This window comes from Parapedobacter composti (assembly GCF_900112315.1).
GTDB lineage: Bacteria > Bacteroidota > Bacteroidia > Sphingobacteriales > Sphingobacteriaceae > Parapedobacter > Parapedobacter composti.
This window is the reverse complement of the sequence record NZ_FOLL01000001.1, coordinates 229389-251954: the sequence shown is the minus strand read 5'-3', so window position 1 is coordinate 251954 and position 22566 is coordinate 229389. Positions and strand designations below refer to the sequence as shown.

At 51.7% G+C, this 22566-nt stretch carries 17 protein-coding genes; 11 read left to right on the top strand and 6 right to left on the bottom strand.

Going from position 1 to position 22566, the window contains the following annotated elements; all coding sequences use genetic code 11:
• Positions 1–92: 92 nt before the first annotated feature.
• Positions 93–3752 (top strand): phosphoribosylformylglycinamidine synthase, encoded by a 3660-nt coding sequence (gene purL, locus BM030_RS00915; protein WP_090970922.1) that lies wholly within the window; start codon positions 93–95, stop codon positions 3750–3752.
• A gap of 34 nt (positions 3753–3786) precedes the next feature.
• Here the strand turns inward: purL and BM030_RS00910 are convergent, their stop codons facing one another.
• The gene (locus BM030_RS00910; RefSeq protein WP_317615084.1) at positions 3787–5922 is read right to left on the bottom strand and encodes a carboxy terminal-processing peptidase; all 2136 of its coding nucleotides are present in this window, start codon (positions 5920–5922) and stop codon (positions 3787–3789) included.
• A 122-nt stretch (positions 5923–6044) separates the two neighbouring features.
• Positions 6045–7181 carry a tetratricopeptide repeat protein gene (locus BM030_RS00905; RefSeq protein ID WP_139215774.1) on the bottom strand — a complete coding sequence of 379 codons (1137 nt, stop codon included), beginning with the start codon at positions 7179–7181 and terminating at the stop codon, positions 6045–6047.
• Between the two features lie 160 nt (positions 7182–7341).
• Here BM030_RS00905 and BM030_RS00900 point away from each other — a divergent pair, with 160 nt between their 5' ends.
• On the top strand, positions 7342–8622 hold the full coding sequence (locus tag BM030_RS00900) for a replication-associated recombination protein A (RefSeq protein WP_090970147.1): 1281 nt from the start codon (positions 7342–7344) through the stop codon (positions 8620–8622).
• 9 nt (positions 8623–8631) lie between these two features.
• On the opposite strand, the gene BM030_RS00895 is transcribed toward BM030_RS00900, so the two are convergent.
• Positions 8632–9879, bottom strand: coding sequence for a DUF819 family protein (locus BM030_RS00895; RefSeq protein WP_090970145.1), 1248 nt, complete (start codon positions 9877–9879; stop codon positions 8632–8634).
• Positions 9880–10026: 147 nt separating this feature from the next.
• Here BM030_RS00895 and bshA point away from each other — a divergent pair, with 147 nt between their 5' ends.
• From bshA to purE, 9 genes are all read left to right on the top strand, one after another.
• Positions 10027–11160, top strand: coding sequence for an N-acetyl-alpha-D-glucosaminyl L-malate synthase BshA (bshA, locus tag BM030_RS00890; protein WP_090970143.1), 1134 nt, complete (start codon positions 10027–10029; stop codon positions 11158–11160).
• Between the two features lie 66 nt (positions 11161–11226).
• Positions 11227–11934 (top strand): UMP kinase, encoded by a 708-nt coding sequence (gene pyrH / locus BM030_RS00885; RefSeq protein WP_090970142.1) that lies wholly within the window; start codon positions 11227–11229, stop codon positions 11932–11934.
• Positions 11935–11965: 31 nt separating this feature from the next.
• On the top strand, positions 11966–12529 hold the full coding sequence (gene frr, locus BM030_RS00880; RefSeq protein ID WP_090970140.1) for a ribosome recycling factor: 564 nt from the start codon (positions 11966–11968) through the stop codon (positions 12527–12529).
• Positions 12530–12737: 208 nt separating this feature from the next.
• Positions 12738–13427, top strand: a complete 690-nt coding sequence (locus tag BM030_RS00875) for a zinc metallopeptidase (protein WP_090970138.1) — start codon at positions 12738–12740, stop codon at positions 13425–13427.
• Between the two features lie 116 nt (positions 13428–13543).
• The gene (gene ffh / locus BM030_RS00870; protein WP_090970135.1) at positions 13544–14884 is read left to right on the top strand and encodes a signal recognition particle protein; all 1341 of its coding nucleotides are present in this window, start codon (positions 13544–13546) and stop codon (positions 14882–14884) included.
• Between the two features lie 104 nt (positions 14885–14988).
• Positions 14989–15588 (top strand): NADH-quinone oxidoreductase subunit A, encoded by a 600-nt coding sequence (locus BM030_RS00865; RefSeq protein ID WP_090970133.1) that lies wholly within the window; start codon positions 14989–14991, stop codon positions 15586–15588.
• Positions 15585–16088, top strand: coding sequence for an NADH-quinone oxidoreductase subunit B (locus tag BM030_RS00860; RefSeq protein ID WP_090970131.1), 504 nt, complete (start codon positions 15585–15587; stop codon positions 16086–16088). Before BM030_RS00865 ends, BM030_RS00860 begins: the two co-directional genes overlap by 4 nt.
• A gap of 25 nt (positions 16089–16113) precedes the next feature.
• The gene (locus tag BM030_RS00855) at positions 16114–17256 is read left to right on the top strand and encodes a 5-(carboxyamino)imidazole ribonucleotide synthase (protein ID WP_090970129.1); all 1143 of its coding nucleotides are present in this window, start codon (positions 16114–16116) and stop codon (positions 17254–17256) included.
• A 125-nt stretch (positions 17257–17381) separates the two neighbouring features.
• Complete coding sequence (purE, locus tag BM030_RS00850) at positions 17382–17894, top strand: 5-(carboxyamino)imidazole ribonucleotide mutase (protein ID WP_090970127.1); 513 nt, start codon at positions 17382–17384, stop codon at positions 17892–17894.
• A 5-nt stretch (positions 17895–17899) separates the two neighbouring features.
• Here purE and BM030_RS20120 read toward each other — a convergent pair whose 3' ends face one another.
• The 3 genes from BM030_RS20120 to BM030_RS00835 form a co-directional block, all read right to left on the bottom strand.
• Complete coding sequence (locus BM030_RS20120) at positions 17900–19852, bottom strand: glycoside hydrolase family 88 protein (protein ID WP_244518583.1); 1953 nt, start codon at positions 19850–19852, stop codon at positions 17900–17902.
• A 65-nt stretch (positions 19853–19917) separates the two neighbouring features.
• A complete protein-coding gene (locus BM030_RS00840) occupies positions 19918–21147 on the bottom strand; it encodes a DUF2264 domain-containing protein (protein ID WP_090970123.1) in 1230 nt (409 codons plus the stop codon).
• Between the two features lie 82 nt (positions 21148–21229).
• Positions 21230–22501, bottom strand: coding sequence for a Gfo/Idh/MocA family protein (locus tag BM030_RS00835; protein ID WP_244518582.1), 1272 nt, complete (start codon positions 22499–22501; stop codon positions 21230–21232).
• Between the last annotated feature and the right edge of the window lie 65 nt (positions 22502–22566).

The window sequence follows — 22566 nt, the reverse complement described above, 5'->3', positions numbered from 1 at the left end:
CATGCCACAGGTATTGCTTAAATAAACGGGCGGACAATTTCTTGCTTTACTAATTACCGTTAAATTCGTACCTTCGCACTTTGATTGAAGTCATGATTTATTTTTTCGGGAAAAACCAATCGGTTTTCGCTGTACAGGCCACCAAACATCTTCCAGACAACGATATTGACAAATTGAGTTGGCTATTTGGCGGGGCAGCTTTGATAGCAGAACAGACCATCCAACAGGCATTTATCGGCCCTAGGGCCGCCATGATTACGCCATGGAGCACCAATGCGGTTGAAATGACGCAGAACATGGGCGTCGATGGCATTACGCGCATCGAGGAGTTCCAAGAGGTAGCCGCTGCGGGCAATGCCTTTGACCCAATGCTGTTCCAACGCTTCAGCAAACTCGGCCAGGACCTGTTTACCGTTGATGTCTCACCGGAACCGGTATTGGAGGTTGATGATATCGCTGCATACAACGCGAAAGAAGGACTCGCCCTGAGCGACGAGGAAGTCGCATACCTCAATGAGCTGTCACAGCGGCTTGGCCGTAAACTGACCGACTCAGAAGTGTTCGGTTTTTCACAGGTTAATTCCGAACATTGCCGTCACAAGATATTTAATGGCACATTTGTTATTGATGGCGAGGAAAAGCCTGAGTCGCTTTTTAAACTGATTAAAAAAACGTCCAGCGAGCATCCCAATCACATTGTATCAGCATACAAAGACAACGTGGCATTCCTGGAAGGGCCAAAACTGACCCAGTTTGCCCCACGGATGGCCGCCAAACCTTCTTATTACGAAGAAAAAGAATTTGAATCGGTCATTTCCCTCAAGGCCGAAACCCACAATTTCCCAACCACCGTAGAACCTTTTAACGGTGCCGCGACCGGATCCGGCGGCGAAATCCGGGACCGCCTCGCCGGCGGACAGGGCTCATTGCCCTTGGCGGGCACAGCCGTCTACATGACCGCCTACTCCCGTCTGGAACCTACAAGAACTTGGGAAAACGGTATGCCCGAGCGCAATTGGCTTTACCAGACCCCGAAAGACATTCTCATCAAAGCGTCCAACGGAGCTTCCGATTTTGGCAATAAATTTGGCCAACCGCTTATTGCCGGCTCAGTACTTACCTTTGAACATGAAGAGCAACGCCGGAAGCTGGCTTATGACAAGGTAATTATGCTGGCAGGGGGGGTTGGTTACGGCAAGCGCGACCAATCCAAGAAACTTACCCCGCAGCCCGGAGACAAAATCGTGGTCATGGGGGGCGACAATTACCGCATCGGGATGGGCGGCGCAGCGGTCTCTTCCGCGGACACGGGTGAGTTCGGCTCGGGCATTGAGCTCAATGCTGTACAGCGTTCCAATCCCGAAATGCAGAAGCGCGTGGCCAACGCCATCCGTAGCGTAGTGGAAAGTGACGACAACTTCATTACATCTATTCACGACCACGGCGCCGGAGGCCACTTGAATTGCCTTTCCGAACTGGTGGAAAGCACCGGCGGGAAAATCGATCTCGATAAACTTCCTGTGGGTGATCCAACATTATCGGCCAAGGAAATCATCGGGAACGAGTCCCAGGAACGCATGGGATTGGTTGTTGCCGATGAACACCTCGACACCCTCCGCGAAATCGCAGAACGTGAACGTGCTCCCATGTTTGTGGTAGGTGAAGTAACGGGCGATTATCGCTTCACCATTGTTTCCGAAACCACGGGCCAGGCTCCCATGGACTTGGCGTTATCCGACATGTTCGGCAGTTCACCCAAGACGGTGATGGAAGACAAAACCGTGGCCTATGAATATACGCCGCTGAGTTATGATACCAACAAGGTGCATGAGTACCTCAACGATGTGCTGCAACTGGAAGCTGTGGCCTGCAAAGACTGGTTAACCAACAAGGTAGACCGGTGTGTAGGCGGCCGCGTAGCCAAACAGCAGTGCGTGGGCCCCCTGCAGCTGCCGTTGAACAATGTAGGCGTGATGGCCCTCGATTATAAAGGAAAATACGGGGTGGCCACTTCCATAGGCCATGCCCCAGGGATCGCACTCATCGACGAACGGGCCGGTAGCCGCCACGCCATCGCCGAAGCGTTGTCTAACATCGTATGGGCGCCCCTTGCCGACAACCTGAAAAGCGTCTCCCTTTCAGCCAACTGGATGTGGGCGTGCAAAAACGAGGGTGAAGATGCCCGATTGTACAATGCTGTTAAAGCCTGTTCTGATTTTGCCATCGATCTGGGCATCAACATTCCCACGGGTAAAGATTCCCTTTCCATGAAACAGAAATACCCGGACGGCGAAGTTATCGCTCCCGGCACGGTCATTATCTCGGCCGGCGCGCTGTGCGATGATATCACAGGCGTAGTGGAGCCGCTGCTGCAAAAAGACGGCGGCGCTATCTACTACATCAATCTTTCGAACGACAGCTATAAGCTGGGCGGCTCATCATTAGCCCAGGTCATTAACGGGCTGGGCAGCGAAGCGCCGGACGTCACGGACGCCACGGCGTTCCGTAAGGCATTCGACACCCTACAGACATTAATCAAAGCTGGGAAAATACAGGCAGGCCATGATGTTGGCAGCGGCGGACTCATTACCACACTGCTCGAATTGTGTTTTGCCGACCGCAACCTTGGGGCCGATCTGGATTTAACCGCGTTGGGCGAGGCAGATCCGGTTAAGTTGCTGTTTGCTGAAAATGCCGCCTTGGTTTTCCAAGCAGACGACAGTGCCGCTACAATATTGGCCGATGCAGACGTGGCATTCACCAAAATCGGTAGCGTAAGCAACAAACCCCTGGTCACTATCAAAAACGGCAGCGATTCTTTCGCGTTCGACGTAGATGCATTGCGCGACACCTGGTACAGGACATCCTATCTGCTGGATCAGCACCAAAGCGGCCGCCAAAAAGCTAAAGAGCGTTTTGAAAATTACAAAAATCAGCCCTTGGTTTTTGATTTTCCCAAACAGTTCGACGGTAAAAAGCCAAACATCGATTCCGCGGCTCCGCGACCAAAAGCGGCTATCCTGCGCGAAAAAGGAAGCAACTCAGAACGGGAACTGGCACAGGCACTATACCTGGCCGGGTTTGAAGTTAAAGACATCCATATGACCGATTTGGTCTCCGGGCGGGAAAACCTTGAAGATATCCAGTTCCTTGGAGCCGTCGGCGGTTTTTCCAACTCTGACGTTCTGGGATCGGCAAAAGGCTGGGCCGGCGCGTTCAGATACAACGAAAAAGCAAAAACAGCCATCGACAATTTTTTTAAACGGGAAGACACACTCTCGATAGGTATATGCAACGGCTGCCAGCTGTTCGTCGAACTGGGCTTAATGTATCCCCAACACGAACAACAGCCCAAAATGTTGCACAACGACAGCCATAAGCATGAAAGCGGCTTCACGTCGATGCGGGTACAGGAAAATAATACAGTCATGTTCGGTTCACTTGCAGGCAGCACCATAGGCGTCTGGATATCACATGGCGAAGGGAAGTTCTACCTGCCTTACGAAGAAAGCGCTTATCATATCGTGGCCAAATATGGCTATGAACATTACCCCGCCAATCCAAACGGATCAGGCTTCAACACGGCGGTGTTAAGCGATATAACGGGGCGACATGTAGTGACGATGCCACATATCGAACGTTCGGTTTTCCAATGGCAATGGGCGTATTATCCCGCAGGACGGCGGGACGAAGTTTCGCCGTGGATGGAAGCCTTTGTAAATGCACGGAAGTGGTTAACTGGGAAGCGCTGATCGGCAGCGCTTCCCTGCTTTTTTCACCGCTGTTCTATTTCTTGTTCAATAACGCAACATAATCGGCCATCACGGCTAAGCTCTCTTCCTGAATAAAATCGAGCCCTTCTTCCACGTTTGTAGCAGCACCGCCACCTCCGGGAAGATTAATACGCATCTGCTCCAGTGCGTCGGTACGGGTCTTGCTTTTCAAACGATTGGCTTCCCGTTCTTTCTTCAGCTTATCTTCATGGAGTGTAACTGACGTTTCCGATTCTTGTTTAGCCACCAACTCGATGTCTTCCAGCAAGAATTTATAGGCCGGCGATTTTTCCATCCGCACCTCATGCTTCTTTGCCAGCTCTGCGATCAATGGCTTCAGGTCAGCAACGGGTGCATAATCCGTGGCGCTTATCTGATCCCAGGGAAGAGCAGACGGCTCGGAACTTTCGCCATACTTCTCTGCGGAATACATTGAAGGGAATACAATATCGGGCTCTACCCCTCGGTGTTGGGTACTACTACCCGTCACCCTGTAAAACTTCGCTAACGTAATGTTAATTTGGCCAAATTGAGGAGCACCTACAGGAACAGCACCATCTTTATTGGCCGACTGTGCCTTCAGCAACAGGCGATCGGTAGGGCTGATAACACGGCTCATGTCAATAGCGGATTGCACCGTGCCTTTACCGTAAGACTGGGATCCCAAAACAACACCCCGTCCGTAATCCTGTATAGCCCCTGCGAAAATCTCCGACGCAGAAGCGCTGAACCGGTTGATAATAACGCCAAGGGGGCCGTCCCAAGCTACGCCTCCGTCTTCATCACTATTCACTTCAACGCGGTTGCGCGTATCCCGCACCTGCACAACCGGCCCTTTATCGATAAACAAACCGGTAAGCTCAATTGATTCCTGCAATGAGCCCCCGCCATTGAAACGGAGATCCATCACCACAGCGTCCACCTCCTCTTGCTTCAAACTGTCGAGCAGCAGGCGTACATCCCTTGTCGTACTCTTGTAATTGGGGTCATTCCGGCGGTACGCCTCAAAATCGATATAAAACTTCGGAAGGCTGATAATACCCACCCGGTAGGTCTTACCGTCATCACCGATAACCTCTTTGACTTCACGCTTAGCCGATTCTTCTTCAATGACCACTTTGTCACGCGTCAGCGACACGATTTTCGGCTCAGCGGTCAGTTCCTGTCCTACCGGAATCACTTTCAGCCTGACCACCGTGCCCTTTGGCCCCTTTATCTTGGCAACAGCGTGGTCAAGCTTCCAACCAATAATATCTTCGAACTCACCGTCTTCACCTTGGGCCACGCCAATGATGCGATCGTCGATATTAAGCGCCTTTTCCCGGTATACGGGTCCGCCCACAATGATATCGGCTACCTTCACCACCTCATTCTCCATGGTGAGCCTCGCCCCGATACCTTCAAATGTATTGGCCATCTCCTCATTAAACCGTTGGGCAAAGTAAGGGTTAAAATAGCTCGTATGCGGATCGATGGCGTCAGTCAATGCAGCCATGATAACCTGAAACGCCTCATTACTGTCGGTTTTTTTGGCCATCGAAATCAAATTTTTATAGCGGTTCCGTAATGTTTCCCGCTGCTTTACCGCAGCAGAGTCGCTGCCATCTCCACTGAGTTTTAGGTTCAGCAGATCATATTTCACACGCTTGCGCCACTGTTCGTTGGCCTCCGCTTCAGACACAAACCAACCTGCTTTTTCACGGTTGTACACATAGACCTCGTCTATCGTGAAATCATGCGGCGCATCAACCTGATCCAAGGCATAATCCAACCTATCCAGATAGCGCTTCATATACACATTAAAGATATGATACGCTGCACTGAGATCCCCGTTGCGGAAATCCCCTGCCAAGGTATTCCGGTATTGTTCAAACCCGTCAATGTCGGCTTGCATCAGGTAATTCTTCCCTTTGTCTATCGATGCTATCAGGTTATCAAAGATAATCGATGAAATGGAATCGTTCAGCGGCACCTTTTTATAGCTTACCGATTCAAACAACCCAACCACATCCTTGGCAATTACCGCATGATGCGGTGTTGGTTGCAATGCCCCTGCTTCAGCGTCCAGATTCACCCGGGGTGTCGAACCGCAGGCCGCGATGGCTACCACAAACAACCCAAAAAACACTTTCTTCAACATATTCTCCATACTACTGTTATTCCTCTTCTTAGTTCGATTGTGATCAGCCCACAATCCTTCCGTTTAAGCCGATAAATTTAATCAAAAAACCGCTATTTTTTATACACAAATGAAATGCCGTTTGTTTGGTATTAATTGGCTACAGCACCTGTCCCCCTGAACAGGATATTCTTCAGCGTATCATATCGGTTCAGGGCCAAAGCCGCCCCCTCGTAATCGCCAGCCTGGTGGTACAGATTCCCCAGTGCATCCTGAATAGCCAATTGCATGCCTATCATGTTATCTTTCCGCGCCAGATCATCGGCTACTTTATATTCTTCAATAGCCACGCGCGGATTACCGGAATGTTTTTTAGTTTCCGCAAGATTAAAAATAATCTCGGGCAGAAGTTCGCTTAATCCTTCCTTATCGACGATAGACTTGGCTTGTACCAAAAACCACTGTGCCTCAGGATACCTGCGCTGCAGCGTATAAATATCCGCCAACGTCCGGTATGCCGTGGCACGCCCTACCTCATCCCGTGCCCGGCGAAACAGGGGAACCACCTTGCGGATAATGTCGCGCTCTGCTTCTAATGAAAACCCTTCCTTGGCCTTCACTAAGGCCAGCTCCATCAGGGCATAAGCCTGCTGAGCATTATTGCCTGACCTCATTGCCCGATCATACATTTCCTGCCGCAGGTTACGGGCTTTGGCCAGCTCCCCCGTATATTCATATATAACAGCAAGATTATGCGCTATTGCATCACGGTCGGCCACGCGATTTACCTGTGCCTTGGTCGCCATAGCCTTATTGAAAAATTCCATGGCAAAGTCACATGCTCCCACGGCCACGTACTCCATAGCTAGGCGGTTCTGCAGGTCCGCAAGTGCGTCCGTTCCACCCCGCCGTTCCATCTGTCCTATTTCTGTGAGCAGCCTGCCTTCCACGCTCGATGCTTGTGACACCGTTACCGGAAGGTATTTCGCCATGACAGCTCGGTCGCCCGTTATCTTAAGGCGATGGTAGTACTTCATACGGTCTACATATTCCTCCACCACGGCTGAATCCACTTCCTTTGCGGCATACCGGTCGTCCAGCAACTCCTCCTCCGATTTCGGCGGTGGCAAGAAATACACCGGAGGGCCTATTCCCGCAAAGGTACTATCAAATTTGGTGATTTGGCCGGAGAAATCCGCATTCGGTTGCGCTACAAGACCTAACGAACTACCGCAAAAAAAGAAGCAAAGCCATACTGCATAACTATGCAGCCCTTGTTTCACCTTCATACAATTATCCAATCTGCCACTAAGGTACGAAAAATGTTTAGGAACCGCAACGAATACCGGTGCAGCGCCACCATGCATCAAGCGGTGCGCCTGAATAATTATACAAAATGAACCATGGATTTCGGGTTATCCGTTATTCCATGTATTTTTGCTAAAAAACATGGCAACACGTATTCCATTGGCAGAACGGATGCGGCCCGCATCCATAGACGGCTATGTCGGCCAGCAGCATATCATCGGCAAAGGCGCGGTTTTACGCAATGCTATCCAACAGGAAAGCATCCCCTCAATGATCCTGTGGGGACCGCCCGGTGTGGGCAAAACCACGCTGGCATTTATCATTTCCAAACAGCTTAACCGGCCTTTTTTCAGCCTCAGTGCTATCAATTCAGGCGTAAAAGACGTACGGGAAGTTATTGATAAAGCAGAAAAACTGCGGAACTTCCAGCAAGAGCAGCCCATCCTTTTTATCGATGAAATCCACCGGTTTTCCAAATCACAGCAAGACTCATTGCTCGGGGCCGTTGAGCGGGGTTTGGTTACGCTAATCGGGGCAACCACAGAAAACCCCTCTTTTGAGGTAATATCAGCGTTGCTGTCGCGTTGTCAAGTATACGTACTGGAGCCCCTTTCTGAAGAGGAACTGATCGGCCTCGTTGACAAAGCACTCAGCGAGGATGACTACCTCCGCGCTCAACAGGTCACGGTAAAGGAGTACGACGCATTGCTGCGACTTTCGGGCGGCGACGCCCGGAAGCTGCTTAATGTTCTGGAACTGGTGGTAAATGCAGCCGGAGGGAAGCCGCTGGACATCACCAATGATTTCGTCCTCCACCAGGTACAGCAAAACATGGCACGCTACGATAAAACGGGTGACCAGCATTACGACATCATATCCGCATTCATAAAATCCATCCGGGGCAGCGATCCCAACGCAGCGGTGTACTGGCTCGCCCGGATGATCGAAGGCGGGGAAGATCCACTCTTCATTGCTCGGCGGCTGCTCATTCTCGCCTCGGAAGACATTGGCAATGCCAATCCTAACGCCCTGTTGCTGGCCAACAGCTGCTTTCAGGCCGTCAATGTCATCGGTTGGCCGGAAGCCCGCATTATCCTGTCCCAAACGGTTACTTACCTTGCGTCATCCGCCAAAAGCAATGCGTCCTACGATGCCATCAACAAGGCGCAAGCACTGGTCCGCCAAACCGGTGATCTATCCGTACCCTTACACATCCGAAACGCGCCCACCAAGCTGATGAAGCAACTGAATTACGGTCAGGATTATCGGTACGCACACGCTTATGAAGGTAACTTTGTGGAGCAGGAGTTCATGCCCGACGCCTTGGTTGGCACCAAACTGTATGATCCGGGAAAGAATCCAGCCGAAGAGAAAATGCGCGAGAAACTGCGGCAAAACTGGAAAGACAAATATGGCTATTGAATGGCGCGATTAGGGTGCCAACCATTGCATCAGTATCCCACAGAGATAACCCGCGTAAGTACCTATGGCATAACTGAACACCGACAGGAATACCCCTACCGGTACCAATGACGGATGGAACGTCCCGGCGGTAACCGATGCTGAAGCCACCCCCCCGATGTTACTCATGCTACCGATGGCCAAGTAGAAAAACGGTGCTTTAATGAGCTTTGCCACCGCAAAAAGCAATAATGCATGGAACAACAGCCAGATGAACCCGACCAAAAATAAAGCAGGGTTATCAAGAATAGCAAAAATATCCATCTGCATTCCGATGGTTGCAACCAAAACATACAGGAACACCGTTGCCAACCGTGAAGCGCCCAATGCCTCCAACCGCTTGGCCTTAGTGAATGACAATCCGATGCCCATGAAGGTCGCCAATACAATTAGCCAGAAAAAACCGGAAGTCAGGCTGAATTTATCCAGTTGCGGCGCATGAGTACCGATATAATCCGCAATGGCGCCGGAGAGCAGATGGGCCACTCCCGTAACACCAAAGGCAATGCCCAGCATCACGAAATAATCCTTGGCTTCAGCCGCCTTGGTCCCTTCGCCGTGGTAGGCTTCCATCCGTTGCATCAGTGCTTTTACCTCCGTTGTGTCAGCTTTGAAGAAACGATCGAGCCGCTCCTGCTTGCCCGCTCCGTATAACAACAGGGCCATCCAGCCGTATGCCACAAATACGTCAACAGCGACAGTCGCCGCAAATATCTGCGGCGAAGGTTCGAAAATCCGGTAAAGAGCCGCTTGGTTAGCCCCTCCACCAATCCATGATCCCGCCAATGTAGCCAGCCCTTTCCATACTTCACCCCCCACTACATCCGGTGCAACCAGCGAAAACAGCCATACCGCCAGCGGGCCACCCAACACAATACCGGCCATACCCGTAAAGAAAAGCAAACCCGCTTTCTTGCGCAGCCCCCATACTTCCCTGAAGTTGACGTTCAGGATAAACAACACCAAGCAGGCGGGAAGCAAATAATTAGAACTCATCTTGTATAGCCCAGAATTTTCGCCCGATATAACTCCGAATGAATTGAATAACCCCGGTACGAAATAACAAAGCAACAACGGGGGTAATACCGCATAAAATTTCCGGAAGAAACGATGCTTGATGTTCGACGTGTAAAAAACCACGGCCAGGATGACCATCAACAATCCGAATACCACGGCATCGTTTGTAACCCAAGCCTCCGTTTGCGCAGTTTTATCCATAGTTGGCGGTTAGAAAGCTACCATTATTGGCGGCTCCGCCAAAGGTAATAAAAGGAAGACTACCTTACCAATTTTTTTACGTTCAGATGAATCAGCCGAAAAGAAATTTATCCGTACTTTGCAAGCAACATAAATTGAAGGGAGCGCATGAAAATAGGCATCGTTTGTTATCCCACCTTCGGTGGAAGTGGCGTGGTGGCGACCGAACTGGGTAAGGCCCTTGCGGCGAATGGCCACCAAATCCATTTTATTACCTATAGCCAGCCGGCCCGTCTGGACTTTTTTTCGGAAAACCTGTATTACCATGAGGTTACGATCTCCAAATATCCATTGTTCGACTTCCCCCCTTACGAATTGGCTTTGGCCAGCAAGTTGGTGGATGTCGTCCGCTTCGAAAAGTTGGATATCTTACACGTACATTACGCCATTCCTCATGCATCCGCAGCATTTATGGCCAAGCAGATCCTGGCCACCTATGATATCCGCATTCCGATAGTAACCACCTTGCACGGCACAGACATCACGCTGGTTGGCAAGGATGCCAGCTATAGTCCCGTGGTTACGTTTTCCATTAACCAATCAGACGGGGTAACGGCCGTCTCGAACAACCTGAAAGAAGAAACGTTGAACTATTTCGACGTCAAACAAGAAATCCGTGTCATTCCCAATTTTATCGATTTAAGCCGCTTCAGCCTTAAACCCCGGCAACATTTCAAACAGGCAATTGCTCCGGGAGACGAACGCATCTTGGTGCACACATCAAACTTCCGCAAGGTAAAACGCACCACAGACGTTATCCGCATTTTTAAAAAAGTACAAGAAAAAGTACCCAGCAAACTGCTTATGGTGGGCGACGGACCTGAACGGACCGCTGCCGAGCAGCTGTCGCGCGAGTTGGGGGTAGCCAACGACATCCGCTTTCTCGGCAAGCAGGATGCCATTGAAGAAATCCTTTCGGTGTCAGACCTATTCCTCATCCCTTCCGGATCAGAAAGTTTCGGTCTGGCAGCACTGGAAGCGATGGCCTGCAAGGTACCCGTCATATCCTCCAATACGGGCGGACTGCCCGAACTGAATGTAAACGGGGTGACGGGGTTTCTCAGCGACGTCGGCGACGTCGATGCGATGGCCGCCAACGCTATCCATATCCTCGAAGACGGCGAGCGGTTGGCACAGTTCAAAGAAGCTGCTCTGGCACGGGCCAAGGATTTTCAATTGGCCAACATCATGCCTCTGTATGAGCAGTACTACCGGGAAGTTGCCGCACATGTAAATGCCTGACGGTAGTTCTTAAAAAAAACTTTTATCTTTGGCGGCTGGAAGTCCCCAGTCCAGGACAATGATTTTATGAAATATAAACGCATCCTACTCAAGCTCAGCGGAGAAGCCCTTATGGGCGATCAGCAATACGGCATCGATATCAACCGCGTAGTACAATACGCAAAAGACATTAAGGAAATCCATGACAAAGGCATGCAAGTAGCCCTCGTCATCGGCGGTGGTAATATCTACCGTGGCCTGAGTGCAGAAAAAGCCGGCATGGATCGTGTGCAGGCCGATTACATGGGCATGTTGGCAACCGTTATCAACAGCATGGCGTTACAGGATGCACTGGAAAAGCTGGGTATCAAAACACGGTTGCTCACCGCCATCAAGATGGAACAGATCTGTGAGCCGTTTATCCGCCGTCGTGCCGTGCGCCACCTGGAAAAAGGCCGTGTGGTAATCTTCGGCGCCGGAACGGGGAACCCTTATTTCACCACCGATACCGCCGCTTCATTGCGGGCTATTGAAATAAACGCAGATGTTGTGCTTAAGGGTACACGTGTAGACGGCATCTACACGGCAGACCCGCTCAAGGATCCCACCGCTACGCGGTTTGACGAAATTACCTTTCAGGATGTATATAACCGTGGCCTCAGCGTAATGGACATGACCGCCTTCACGTTATGCCAAGAAAACAAATTGCCCATCATTGTGTTCGACATGAATAAACCCGGAAATCTTACCCGGCTCGCAAATGGGGAACGCATTGGAACTTTAGTACGAGAATGATTATTTTTGACCAAACCATAAATGCATAGCCATGGACGAACTTATAACCTTACAATTGGACGATAGCGCTGAACAGATGCAAAAAGCCGTAGCACATACCGCATCTGAACTCACCAAAATCCGCGCAGGCAAGGCCATGCCTTCCATGCTTGACGGCATCCATGTTGATTATTATGGATCCTCAACACCGCTTTCACAAGTCAGCAACATCAATACTCCCGATGCCCGGACGTTGGTGATACAGCCCTGGGAGAAGAACATGTTAACTACCATCGAAAAGGCCATTCTTGATGCCAACATCGGCCTTACCCCCCAAAACGACGGAAGCGTTATCCGGCTTAACATTCCCCCGCTTACCGAAGAACGCCGCCGCGATTTGGTAAAGAAGGTAAAAGAGGAAGCTGAACGAGGCCGTGTGGCTATCCGGAACATCCGTAAAGACGCCAACGACGGCATCAAAAAATTGAAAAACGAAGGCGTATCAGAAGACGAAATTAAAGTGGGTGAGGGTGAGGTACAAAAGCTGACCGACAAATATATTGCCGAAGTAGACAAGCTGGCTGAAGCCAAGGAAAAAGACATCATGACGGTCTAACCGTTCTTAACAACGAGTTAAAGGTAAAGCCACTTGTCTGAACAGGTGGCTTTTTTGTTTGTCTGGATATGTTACTTTGTCATTATATGCCTAATTTTTCGTATCTTCGTGAGCAGCTGCAAGCCATATCGTCAGCAAAGATTTGCGCGGTATGTTCTTTGCTGATTACTTTTTGGAAGTAAGAAAAACATAAAAATTAAATTGATATATGATGATCTATTGGATTCTTTTCGGCGGTATAATGATTGCGAGCCTCATCGTGCAGTGGCGCTTCAAGAGTAAATTCAAAAAATATTCGGAAATGCCACTCAGCACCGGAATGACCGGGCGCGACGTGGCTGAAAAGATGTTGCATGACAACGGCATCTACGATGTACAGATTGTTTCATCCCAGGGCCAATTGAGCGACCATTATAACCCCGCCAACCGCACAGTAAATCTCAGTCCTGAGGTTTACAGCGGGCGCAGTGTCGCTGCCGCCGCTGTTGCTGCGCACGAGTGCGGCCACGCGGTGCAACATGCCAAAGCTTACTCTTGGCTGCAATTCCGCTCGGCTATGGTGCCCATCGTCAGCATAGCATCCAACTTAGTGCAATGGGTGCTGATGATCGGTGTGCTGCTATTCGCCTTCTCCGGCAACCCGTATATACTTGCAATCGGCGTTGCCGCTTTGGCTATTACCACACTGTTTGCTTTCGTGACATTACCCGTGGAATTCGACGCCTCGAAACGTGCATTGGCTTGGCTAGACAACAAGGGTATCACCCACAGCACGGTGGAGCATGAAGGCGCCAAAGATGCACTCTGGTGGGCCGCAATGACCTATGTGGTTGCAGCGTTATCGTCCTTAGCCATGCTGCTTTATTATGCCAGCATGTTGCTCGGCAGAAGGGAATGACGATCTTTTCATAGTTTAAGTTTAGGTGGGTCCCCGCCCCGAGAAATCGGGGCGGGCTTTTTTAATGCAGAGATTTTGTACCTTTGCAATTCGTTCATTTATTATAGCAACTGACGATGTTTCAGAACCTACAAGATAAATTAGACAGAGCCTTCAAGGTATTAAAAGGCCAGGGAAATATTACCGAAATCAACGTAGCGGAGACCATGAAGGAAATCCGCAAAGCGTTGCTCGATGCCGACGTGAATTACAAAACGGCCAAAGCGTTCACTGATGAAGTGAAGCAAAAAGCGCTGGGCCAGAACGTACTTACGAGCATTTCTCCGGGGCAGTTGCTCACCAAAATCATGAACGATGAGCTCACTGCCCTCATGGGTGGAACAGCCTCAGAACTTGATCTTACAAAAAGCCCGACGGTTATCCTCATCGCCGGACTCAACGGTGCCGGCAAAACAACGTTCACCGGTAAACTGGCCAAATACCTCAAGGAAAAAAAAGGACGCAAGCCCCTGCTCGTAGCGGGTGACGTATACCGCCCCGCGGCTATCGATCAGCTTGAGGTGTTGGGGCAACAGGTGGATGTACCTGTGTATGCCAACCGGGAATCCAACGATCCCATCGGTATTGCCCAGGCCGGCGTTGCCGAAGCCAAGCGGAATGGTCACAACGTGGTTATCGTGGATACCGCCGGCCGCCTGGCCATCGACGAGGCGCTGATGAACGAAATCGCTGCCGTAAAGGACGCCACCCAGCCGCATGAGATTCTGTTCGTGGTGGATGCCATGACTGGTCAGGACGCGGTGAATACCGCCAAAGCCTTTAACGATCGGCTCGATTTTACGGGTGTTGTACTCACCAAGCTGGATGGCGATACCCGTGGCGGTGCGGCCCTTTCCATCAAGTCGGTGGTCAACAAGCCCATCAAATTTATCGGTACCGGTGAAAAGATGGATGCCCTTGACGTGTTCCATCCCGACCGGATGGCTTCGCGTATCCTCGGCATGGGCGACGTGGTGTCACTTGTCGAGCGGGCGCAGCAACAGTTCGATGAGAAACAAGCGGCCGAATTGCACCGCAAAATCCGCAAGAACAAATTTGATTTCAACGATTTCCGCAGCCAGATCCAGCAAATCAAGAAGATGGGCAACATGAAAGACCTCATGGGTATGATTCCAGGGGTAGGCAAAGCCCTTAAAGACGTAGATATCGATGACGATGCGTTCAAACCCATCGAGGCTATCATCAATTCCATGACGCCCTATGAACGGGAAAACCCGGATATAATTGACCAAAAGCGGCGTGCACGCATTGCCAAGGGGTCCGGCACCGACCTGGTGGAGGTCAATAAGCTGATGAAGCAATTCAACGACATGCGTAAAGTGATGAAGCAAATGTCTAATCCTGCTGCCATGGCCAAGATGATGCGTGGTATGCCTAAGATGCCCATGGGCCGGTAGTCTTACCGCGACGTAGATTACTTAACTTCTGCGCTGTTTTGACAAAGAGCCATGAAAAAACATCCGATAAACCAAGTAAAATAATTTCTTTATCTTTGTAGGGTATGGACGACCCGGCGCAACTTACCGAATTCGGCAAAATACTCCTCATCGGGGTGTCGGGCGTGGTACTGGTGTTGCTCACCTTAATGCTGGGCAAGCTTTTATCACCCAAAAAACCAACCGCCGAAAAACTTACTACCTACGAATGCGGCGAAGAGCCCATGGGAAGTTCTTGGGTTTCGTTCAATTCCCGCTTTTATGTCATCGCGCTGGTATTTTTATTGTTTGATGTCGAGTTGGTGTTCATCTTTCCTTGGGCAACAGTGTTCGGCAATACGGCCTTAATGGCGGCCGATGCACGCTGGGGGTGGTTTACGTTGGCAGAGATGGCTTTATTCGTGGGTATACTCATCGTCGGACTGGTATATGTATGGAAAAAGGGCGATCTTGACTGGGTCAAGCCGCGGGCGGTGCTTCCGCACGTGTCCATAAACATCCCGCCGTCTGCCTATGATCGGCTGAACCGCGAACAATATGCTGTTCGGAAATTCGATCCACAGCCCCAGCCGGAGGCGGATCCGAAAGTGTCCGGTGCCGTTAGTGGCAATAAGAAACCAGCATTTAAACCCGTATTCAGAAAACCCGGAAAGACAACGTCATGAGCATGGATAAAGCGATGGAAAGCAATGGTGTGGTGATCGCCAAACTTGACGACCTACTGAACTGGGCCCGGCTGTCATCCATGTGGCCTATGAGCTTCGGCATTGCCTGTTGCGCAATAGAGATGATGGGAGCCATGGCTGCCACGTATGATCTCGATCGCTTCGGCGTGTTCCCCCGCCCCTCACCACGGCAATCGGACGTGATGATCATTGCCGGCACGGTCACTTTTAAGATGGCTGATCGCATCCGGCGGCTGTATGAGCAAATGCCAGCGCCGAAATATGTGATCTCCATGGGCTCATGCGCCAATTGCGGCGGGCCCTACTGGCAGCATGGCTACCATGTGGTCAAAGGCGTGGACCGCATCATTCCGGTAGACATCTATGTGCAGGGCTGCCCCCCGCGGCCGGAGGCCCTGATAGGGGCGTTCCTTGAATTGCAGAAAAAAATAGAAACTGAACATATCGCAGCCGATAAGCTGCAATCGGCACGCGTATAACTCAAACGTTAACCAACCTTTGTATATGGCAAAAGATTTTTATGGCGAATTGCAATTGGGTATCCTGGGGGGCGGACAACTGGGCCGCATGCTTATCCAGGAAGCCATCAATCTCAACGTAAATGTCCACGTTCTTGACCCCGACAAAAACGCCCCGTGTCGCAACTTGTGTAATAGTTTTGTATGCGGACCCCTGAATGATTTCGATACCGTATATACCTTCGGCAAAGGGCTCGACATGATCACCATTGAAATCGAAAAAGTCAATGTAGACGCGCTTGAAAAGCTGGAAGAAGAAGGTGTAGTGGTCTATCCGCAATCGCGCATCATCCGCTTGATACAGGATAAAGGCCTCCAGAAGCAGTTCTTCAAGCAAAATGATATTCCCACGGCCCCGTTTCAGCTCATATCATCAAAAGAAAACCTCCGGCAGGCTACCATCAGCCTACCCTATATCCAGAAGTTGCGTAAAGACGGGTACGACGGCCGGGGTGTAAAGAAAATCATTAGCGAAACCGATATCGATGACGCTTTCGAGGCGCCCAGCCTCATCGAGCAGTGGATAGATTTTGACAAAGAGCTGGCTGTAATCGTTTCCCGCAACGACGACGGCGATGTGGCCACGTTCCCTTGCGTGGAGATGGAGTTTAACCCCGAAGCGAATCTCGTGGAGTTTCTCATATCACCCTCCAACCTGCCGCTTGAGATTCAGCAACGTGCAGAACAGTTAGCCAAAAAAATCGCAGAAGACCTGCAGATTGTGGGGCTGCTGGCTGTTGAGCTCTTCCTCACCAAAGATGGCCAATTGTTGGTCAATGAGCTGGCTCCACGTCCACACAATAGTGGGCACCAGAGTATCGAAGGCAATTTCACCTCACAGTTTGCCCAGCACCTGCGGGCCATTTTCAATCTGCCTCCGGGCAACACCGCCGCCCGCACCAATGCCGTGATGGTAAACTTACTGGGCGAAGCGGGTTATGATGGGTTGGCCCGTTACGAGGGTATCGAAGAAATATTGGCGCTGGAAGGCGTATATTTGCACCTGTACGGAAAGAAGTTCACCAAGCCGTTCCGAAAGATGGGCCATGTGTGTATCATTAATGAAGACCGTGAGCAGGCTATCAGTACAGCAAGGAAAGTGCAGCAGACCCTTCGGGTGATTACGTGATGGGGGTAGTGGGTGGTCGGTGGTCGGTGGTCGGTGATGGGTGGTCGGTGGTCGGTGGTCGGTAATGGGTGGTCGGTGGTCGGTAATGGGTGATCGGTGATAATAATAATAACGATAATAGATAAATGACAGCAAAACCAGCTATACCGGAAGTAGGCGTCATCATGGGCAGTAAGTCTGACCTGCCCGTAATGCAGGATGCCGTTGAAATACTGAAATCATTAGGGGCCCGGGTTGAAGTAACCATCGTATCGGCACACCGTACGCCGGAACGCATGTTCGACTATGCCAAAAATGCCGCTTCCCGGGGTCTTAAGGTTATCGTCGCCGGCGCCGGTGGCGCAGCTCACCTGCCGGGCATGGTAGCGTCCATTACGCACCTTCCGGTTATCGGTGTTCCTGTAAAGTCGTCCAACTCCATTGACGGGTGGGACTCCGTGCTTTCCATCCTGCAGATGCCCAACGGCATCCCGGTGGCCACCGTGGCACTCAATGCCGCTAAGAATGCCGGTATCCTTGCGGCTCAGATTCTGGCAGTTTCTGATGAGCAGATTGCGGCAAACCTGCTTAATTACAAGGCTGAACTGGCCAGAAAGGTGGAGGAAAGCGCCAAAGAAATGGAAGAAGGGCTGGGATAACTAATTCAGTGTTCCAGCAGCCTTTCTAGTTCTTCCTTGCTGATTTTGAAAACGGTACCGTGCCGGATACCGTTGGGCATCCGCAAATGATGCGATACTTCCCGCCAGGTTCTCAAGTCTTTGGAAACAACCGCTCCATACTTGTGCTCAATATATTTGTCGAAATACACGACCCATTCCCCGTTGATTTGCATGGCCGTGGGGCCTTCCGCCCAGTACGCTCCGGTGATGGGCTCGCTAGCCGCGCTGTAAGGCCCTTCCATGTGGTCGGCATAGGCCACCTTTATGTTCTTCTGCGCCGGTTCGCGCGTTTCATCTTTCAGGAACATCACCCATCGGCCGTTATCCTTCACAATCGTTGCATCAATCACATTGAATCCGGGTTCATACAGCAACCTGGTATCACTGAACGTCTTGAAGTCTTTGGTCGTCACATAATACATCCGGTGGTTATAACCATCGTCTGCATCGATCTGTGTCTCGGGGAAACGGCCACGGATGGTGGTTGCCCAATAAATGAGGTATACCCGATGTGCCGCGTCGTAAGTGATTTCAGGTGCCCAGCAATTGCGGGCTTCCGGCTCATGTGCCATCACAGGAATATACTGTTGCGCTGACCAGTGAATCAAGTCGTCCGATGACGCATAGCCAATGCCCTGGTCGGTCCAGCTGACTGTCCACACCATGTGGAAGCGGCCGTCGCCCCCGCGGATGATACACGGATCGCGCATCAGCCTGTCCTTACTGAGTTCAGGCATCAAAAACGAACTATCACCCTTCAGGGCCGTCCACGTAAAACCGTCGTAGCTATAAGCCAGATGTAAACCATCTTCGCCGTTCCCTTTGAAATAAGAAAATGCATATACACTATCCTGCTGCCGATCCGCATACCGTACCAGCTCCGTTGCCGCCAACAGGAACGCCCCCACCCCGAAATTGGAAGTCGATTGTGCATCCACCGTCTGGCCGGGAATGGCCCGTTCACCGATAGGCTGTACGTACCCTACCCTTCCATCGGGCTGCAGGGCGGATTGCGAAAGGTATTGCCATCCCTTCAATGCGGCTTCGACGTATTCCGGCTCTACAAAATATCCTTGATTGATGCCCCACAGGAGGCCATAGGTAAAGAACGCCGTTCCGCTAGTCTCCGGCCCCGGTGCATGTGCCGGATCCAGCAGGCTACGCGTCCAATAGCCCTCCGGTTGCTGGCAGCGGACGATGGCTCCGGCCATATCCCGGTAAACGCGCTCAAACGCTTCCCGTTGGGACGCATCCTCCGGCAGGTCGCCCAGCACCTTGGCCAGCCCCGCAAACACCCATCCATCGCCCCGCGCCCAGAAATCTTTCTTGCCATTGACACTTTTATGCTTAGGATACACATATTTCGCGTCGCGATAAAACAGGTGTTCCTGCTCATCATACATCAAATCCTTTGCGTAACTGAAATATGCATACAATTTTTCGAGGTACTGCGGATTGCCCGTTACCTGATACAGCTTGGTCATCACCGGCATCACCATGTACAAACCATCGGCCCACCACCAATAGTCATTATTGGGTGTGCTCATCTGATATTCCATCACCTCGACGGCCCGTCGTATCTTCACACTGTCGGGTTCCAGCGCAAACAGGTCAATATACGTCTGGAAGCAAATCTGCCAGTCGCCAAAAAGCACGTGTTCATCCGTTTCGCCATAATGGTATTTCCATCGGGAGCGGTCGTCAGACTTTGCCCCTTTCCATTGGTTGTGCTCAGCCCACGCCTCGGAATAGCGGCGGTAGTCCTCCCGGCGCGTTACCGAATAAGCCGCCATATTGCCCGTATGGTAGGCAGCCACATCCCAGAATGCCCATTGCTGCGGCGGATGACCCGCTTGCCAGTGTTCATTAACCCGATGGATTATTTGCAGGATACTATCTCTTGGCGGCACTGCATGGGCTACAGCAAGCCCTGCCATTAAGCTAAGCAAAGCCACACTTGTCAGACGACTAACAAAACGTATCATATCATGTTCAGTATTGGTTAACGGATATCCAGCGCATGGTCAGCCTCCACATTATCACCCCTCCATACCATCACCGCCGTCCAGGGCCTGCTTTCCCCGCGCCAGAACACATCCGTTTCGGGCAAGCCGAGCGGCAAGAGGATGGTCGTACACAAATAAAGGCTGCCCGTGGTAATGTAAAAATCGCTCATGGCCGGCTGGCGCCCATACAGGCCGATGGTAAGCCAGCCACCCTCATTAAACGTCTGCGGCGATTCGAGTGTCTTATTCAACACAGCCGTAAGCGCTCCCCGCACTTGCGCGGGATGCAGCGACTCCGGCAGCTTGCCCCGCAACGCCATATCAGCCAGGTGCTGGAAAGCCCCGCCGCGGTATACCACAGAACGGCCGACCACTGGGAATGTGCCATCCGCGTTTATCATACGTTCCTGCAGCTCCGCATAGCGTCTACTGATGCGGTCAAAGCTCCGCGATGCATAGTCATATCTTTTACCTTTCCCCTCCATCACGGCCAATATGGCGTGGATATATGGCTGGATTACGTAACTATTGTAGTAATCCATGCGGAAGTCCATACCATCTGCATACATGCCGTCCCCTGTGTACCAATGCTGGGAAAATGTGCGCAGCGCATATTCAATCCGAACCGGATCGTACGGCAGGTCGAAGCGGCAGAAGAAAGCCTCTATCATCGCCGAAAACAGTATCCAGTTGCTGTATACCGGCACCACGTCACGGGTTTGCAGCAGCACCTCTACCACGCGCTGCCGGTCGCTTTCCGGAAGGTGTTCCCAAACCCATGGTGCGCGGATGAGGCCCAGTGCAAAGAACGAAGCATCTACCAGCGGCTGCCCCCCTTTCCACAGCAGATAGTCCGCTGCTTGCGGATTCACCGCATTGCGCACCGCCCGAAGCACCCATGTGCGGTACTGCCTGCGCAGTTCAACCTCAGCGTCGGTACCGCCTTCCAGTTGAAGCCAGGGCGCAATGCCGCAGAGCGTACGTCCAAACGCTTCGAGGTAGGCCACGTTGGTACGGTGTGAAGAATTATCAATACGGGGGGCCAAATCCACCGTCATGCGCTCCTTCAGCCGGTCTTCAGCCAAATGCTGGATGACCGGCCGAGCCAGCCTATCCAAGTGAGCCAGCCATTGCACACGGTCGGGCAACTGCCCCTGAGCCGGGAAACAAACCGCCCCCAGCGCCACTATTATGAGGTATACACTACTATACGTCCATCTGATCATGGTCAATTATTCTTTAAGATGCTACCGTTCACCGGCAAAATTAATACAACCATCACCGCCCATACGGGGGCAAATCGGTACATTAAAGGGGCGGAATTTTATAGCCGTTATGGTATTCGGCTGCCAGCAGCCTGTTGGCCGCCCTGCTGGTAAACCGTCCTCGCTGTTCATTCCAGAAGATTTTTTCCCCCGTGCGGTACGCGATGTTTCCCATCTGCGCGAACACAGCAATATGTGCTCCGGCCGTTACCGGTGCATGCAATGCTTCCAGCTTCCGTGAACGCACAACATCGATAAAGTTGGCGGTATGTTTGTCCAGTCCGTTATCCTCGCTTTTGCGGAACGGTACGGCCTGCATCCGGTCACCTTCAGGAATCACCTCCCAGCCACGCCTGTCCAATACCAAAGTACCGTAGTTGCCGATAAAAGCTACGCCGTGGTTGCGTCCATACGGGCCTCCATCTATGCCGTTGGCATGTTCCCACTGCACGGTAAAATCGTCAAATTCATAGACCGTGGTCAAGGTATCCGGCGTCTCAGCCGCGTCGTCCGGATAAGCAAATTTGCCCCCGATGGCCATCACCGATTTCGGCGTAGTGGCCTTCATACCCATCAGTGCAAAGTCGAGCATGTGCACGCCCCAGTCGGTCATCAAGCCGCCGGCATAATCCCAGAACCAGCGGAACTCAAAATGGAACCGGTTGGGATTGAAGGGACGCGTGCGCGCAGGGCCAAGCCAACGCATATAATCTACGCCATCAGGGGCCGGTCCGTCCGGTTTCACTGGGATGCTCTTCATCCATCCCTGATAGGCCCATGCCTTGACCAGCCTTATCTTACCCAGTTTTCCGGAGTGCACGAAATCCATCGCGTCGCGGAAATGCTGCTGGCTGCGCTGCCACTGCCCTACCTGCACCGCTCTGCCGTATCGGGCAGCTGCCGTCACCATGGCGTTGCATTCGGCAATGGAATTGCCAAGTGGCTTTTCCACATACACATCTTTCCCCGCCGCACAGGCATCGATCATGTGCAGGCAATGCCAATGATCGGGCGTAGCAACGATAACCGCGTCTACCTCCGCATCGGCCAGCAAATCTTCATGCCGGCTGTACAACTTTGGGGTAATACCACGCCTCCGCAGCTCCTCCGCCCGGTTATTCAGCACATTGGCATCCACGTCGCACAGCGCCGTGCACCGCACGCCCGGTACTTTCAGCATGGAATTGAGGTTGGCCCACCCCATGCCGTTCACGCCGATCACCCCAACCCGTACAGCGTCCTGTTTGCGACTGCCAATGGTAAAGGCTCCTGGGAATGCTGAGGCGGCGCTCACACTCGCTGCCAACGTTGTCATTGTGCCTAGAAATTTTCTTCTGGTGGTTTTCATTGTACTACAGTTTTCGATAATCGGTATTTCCC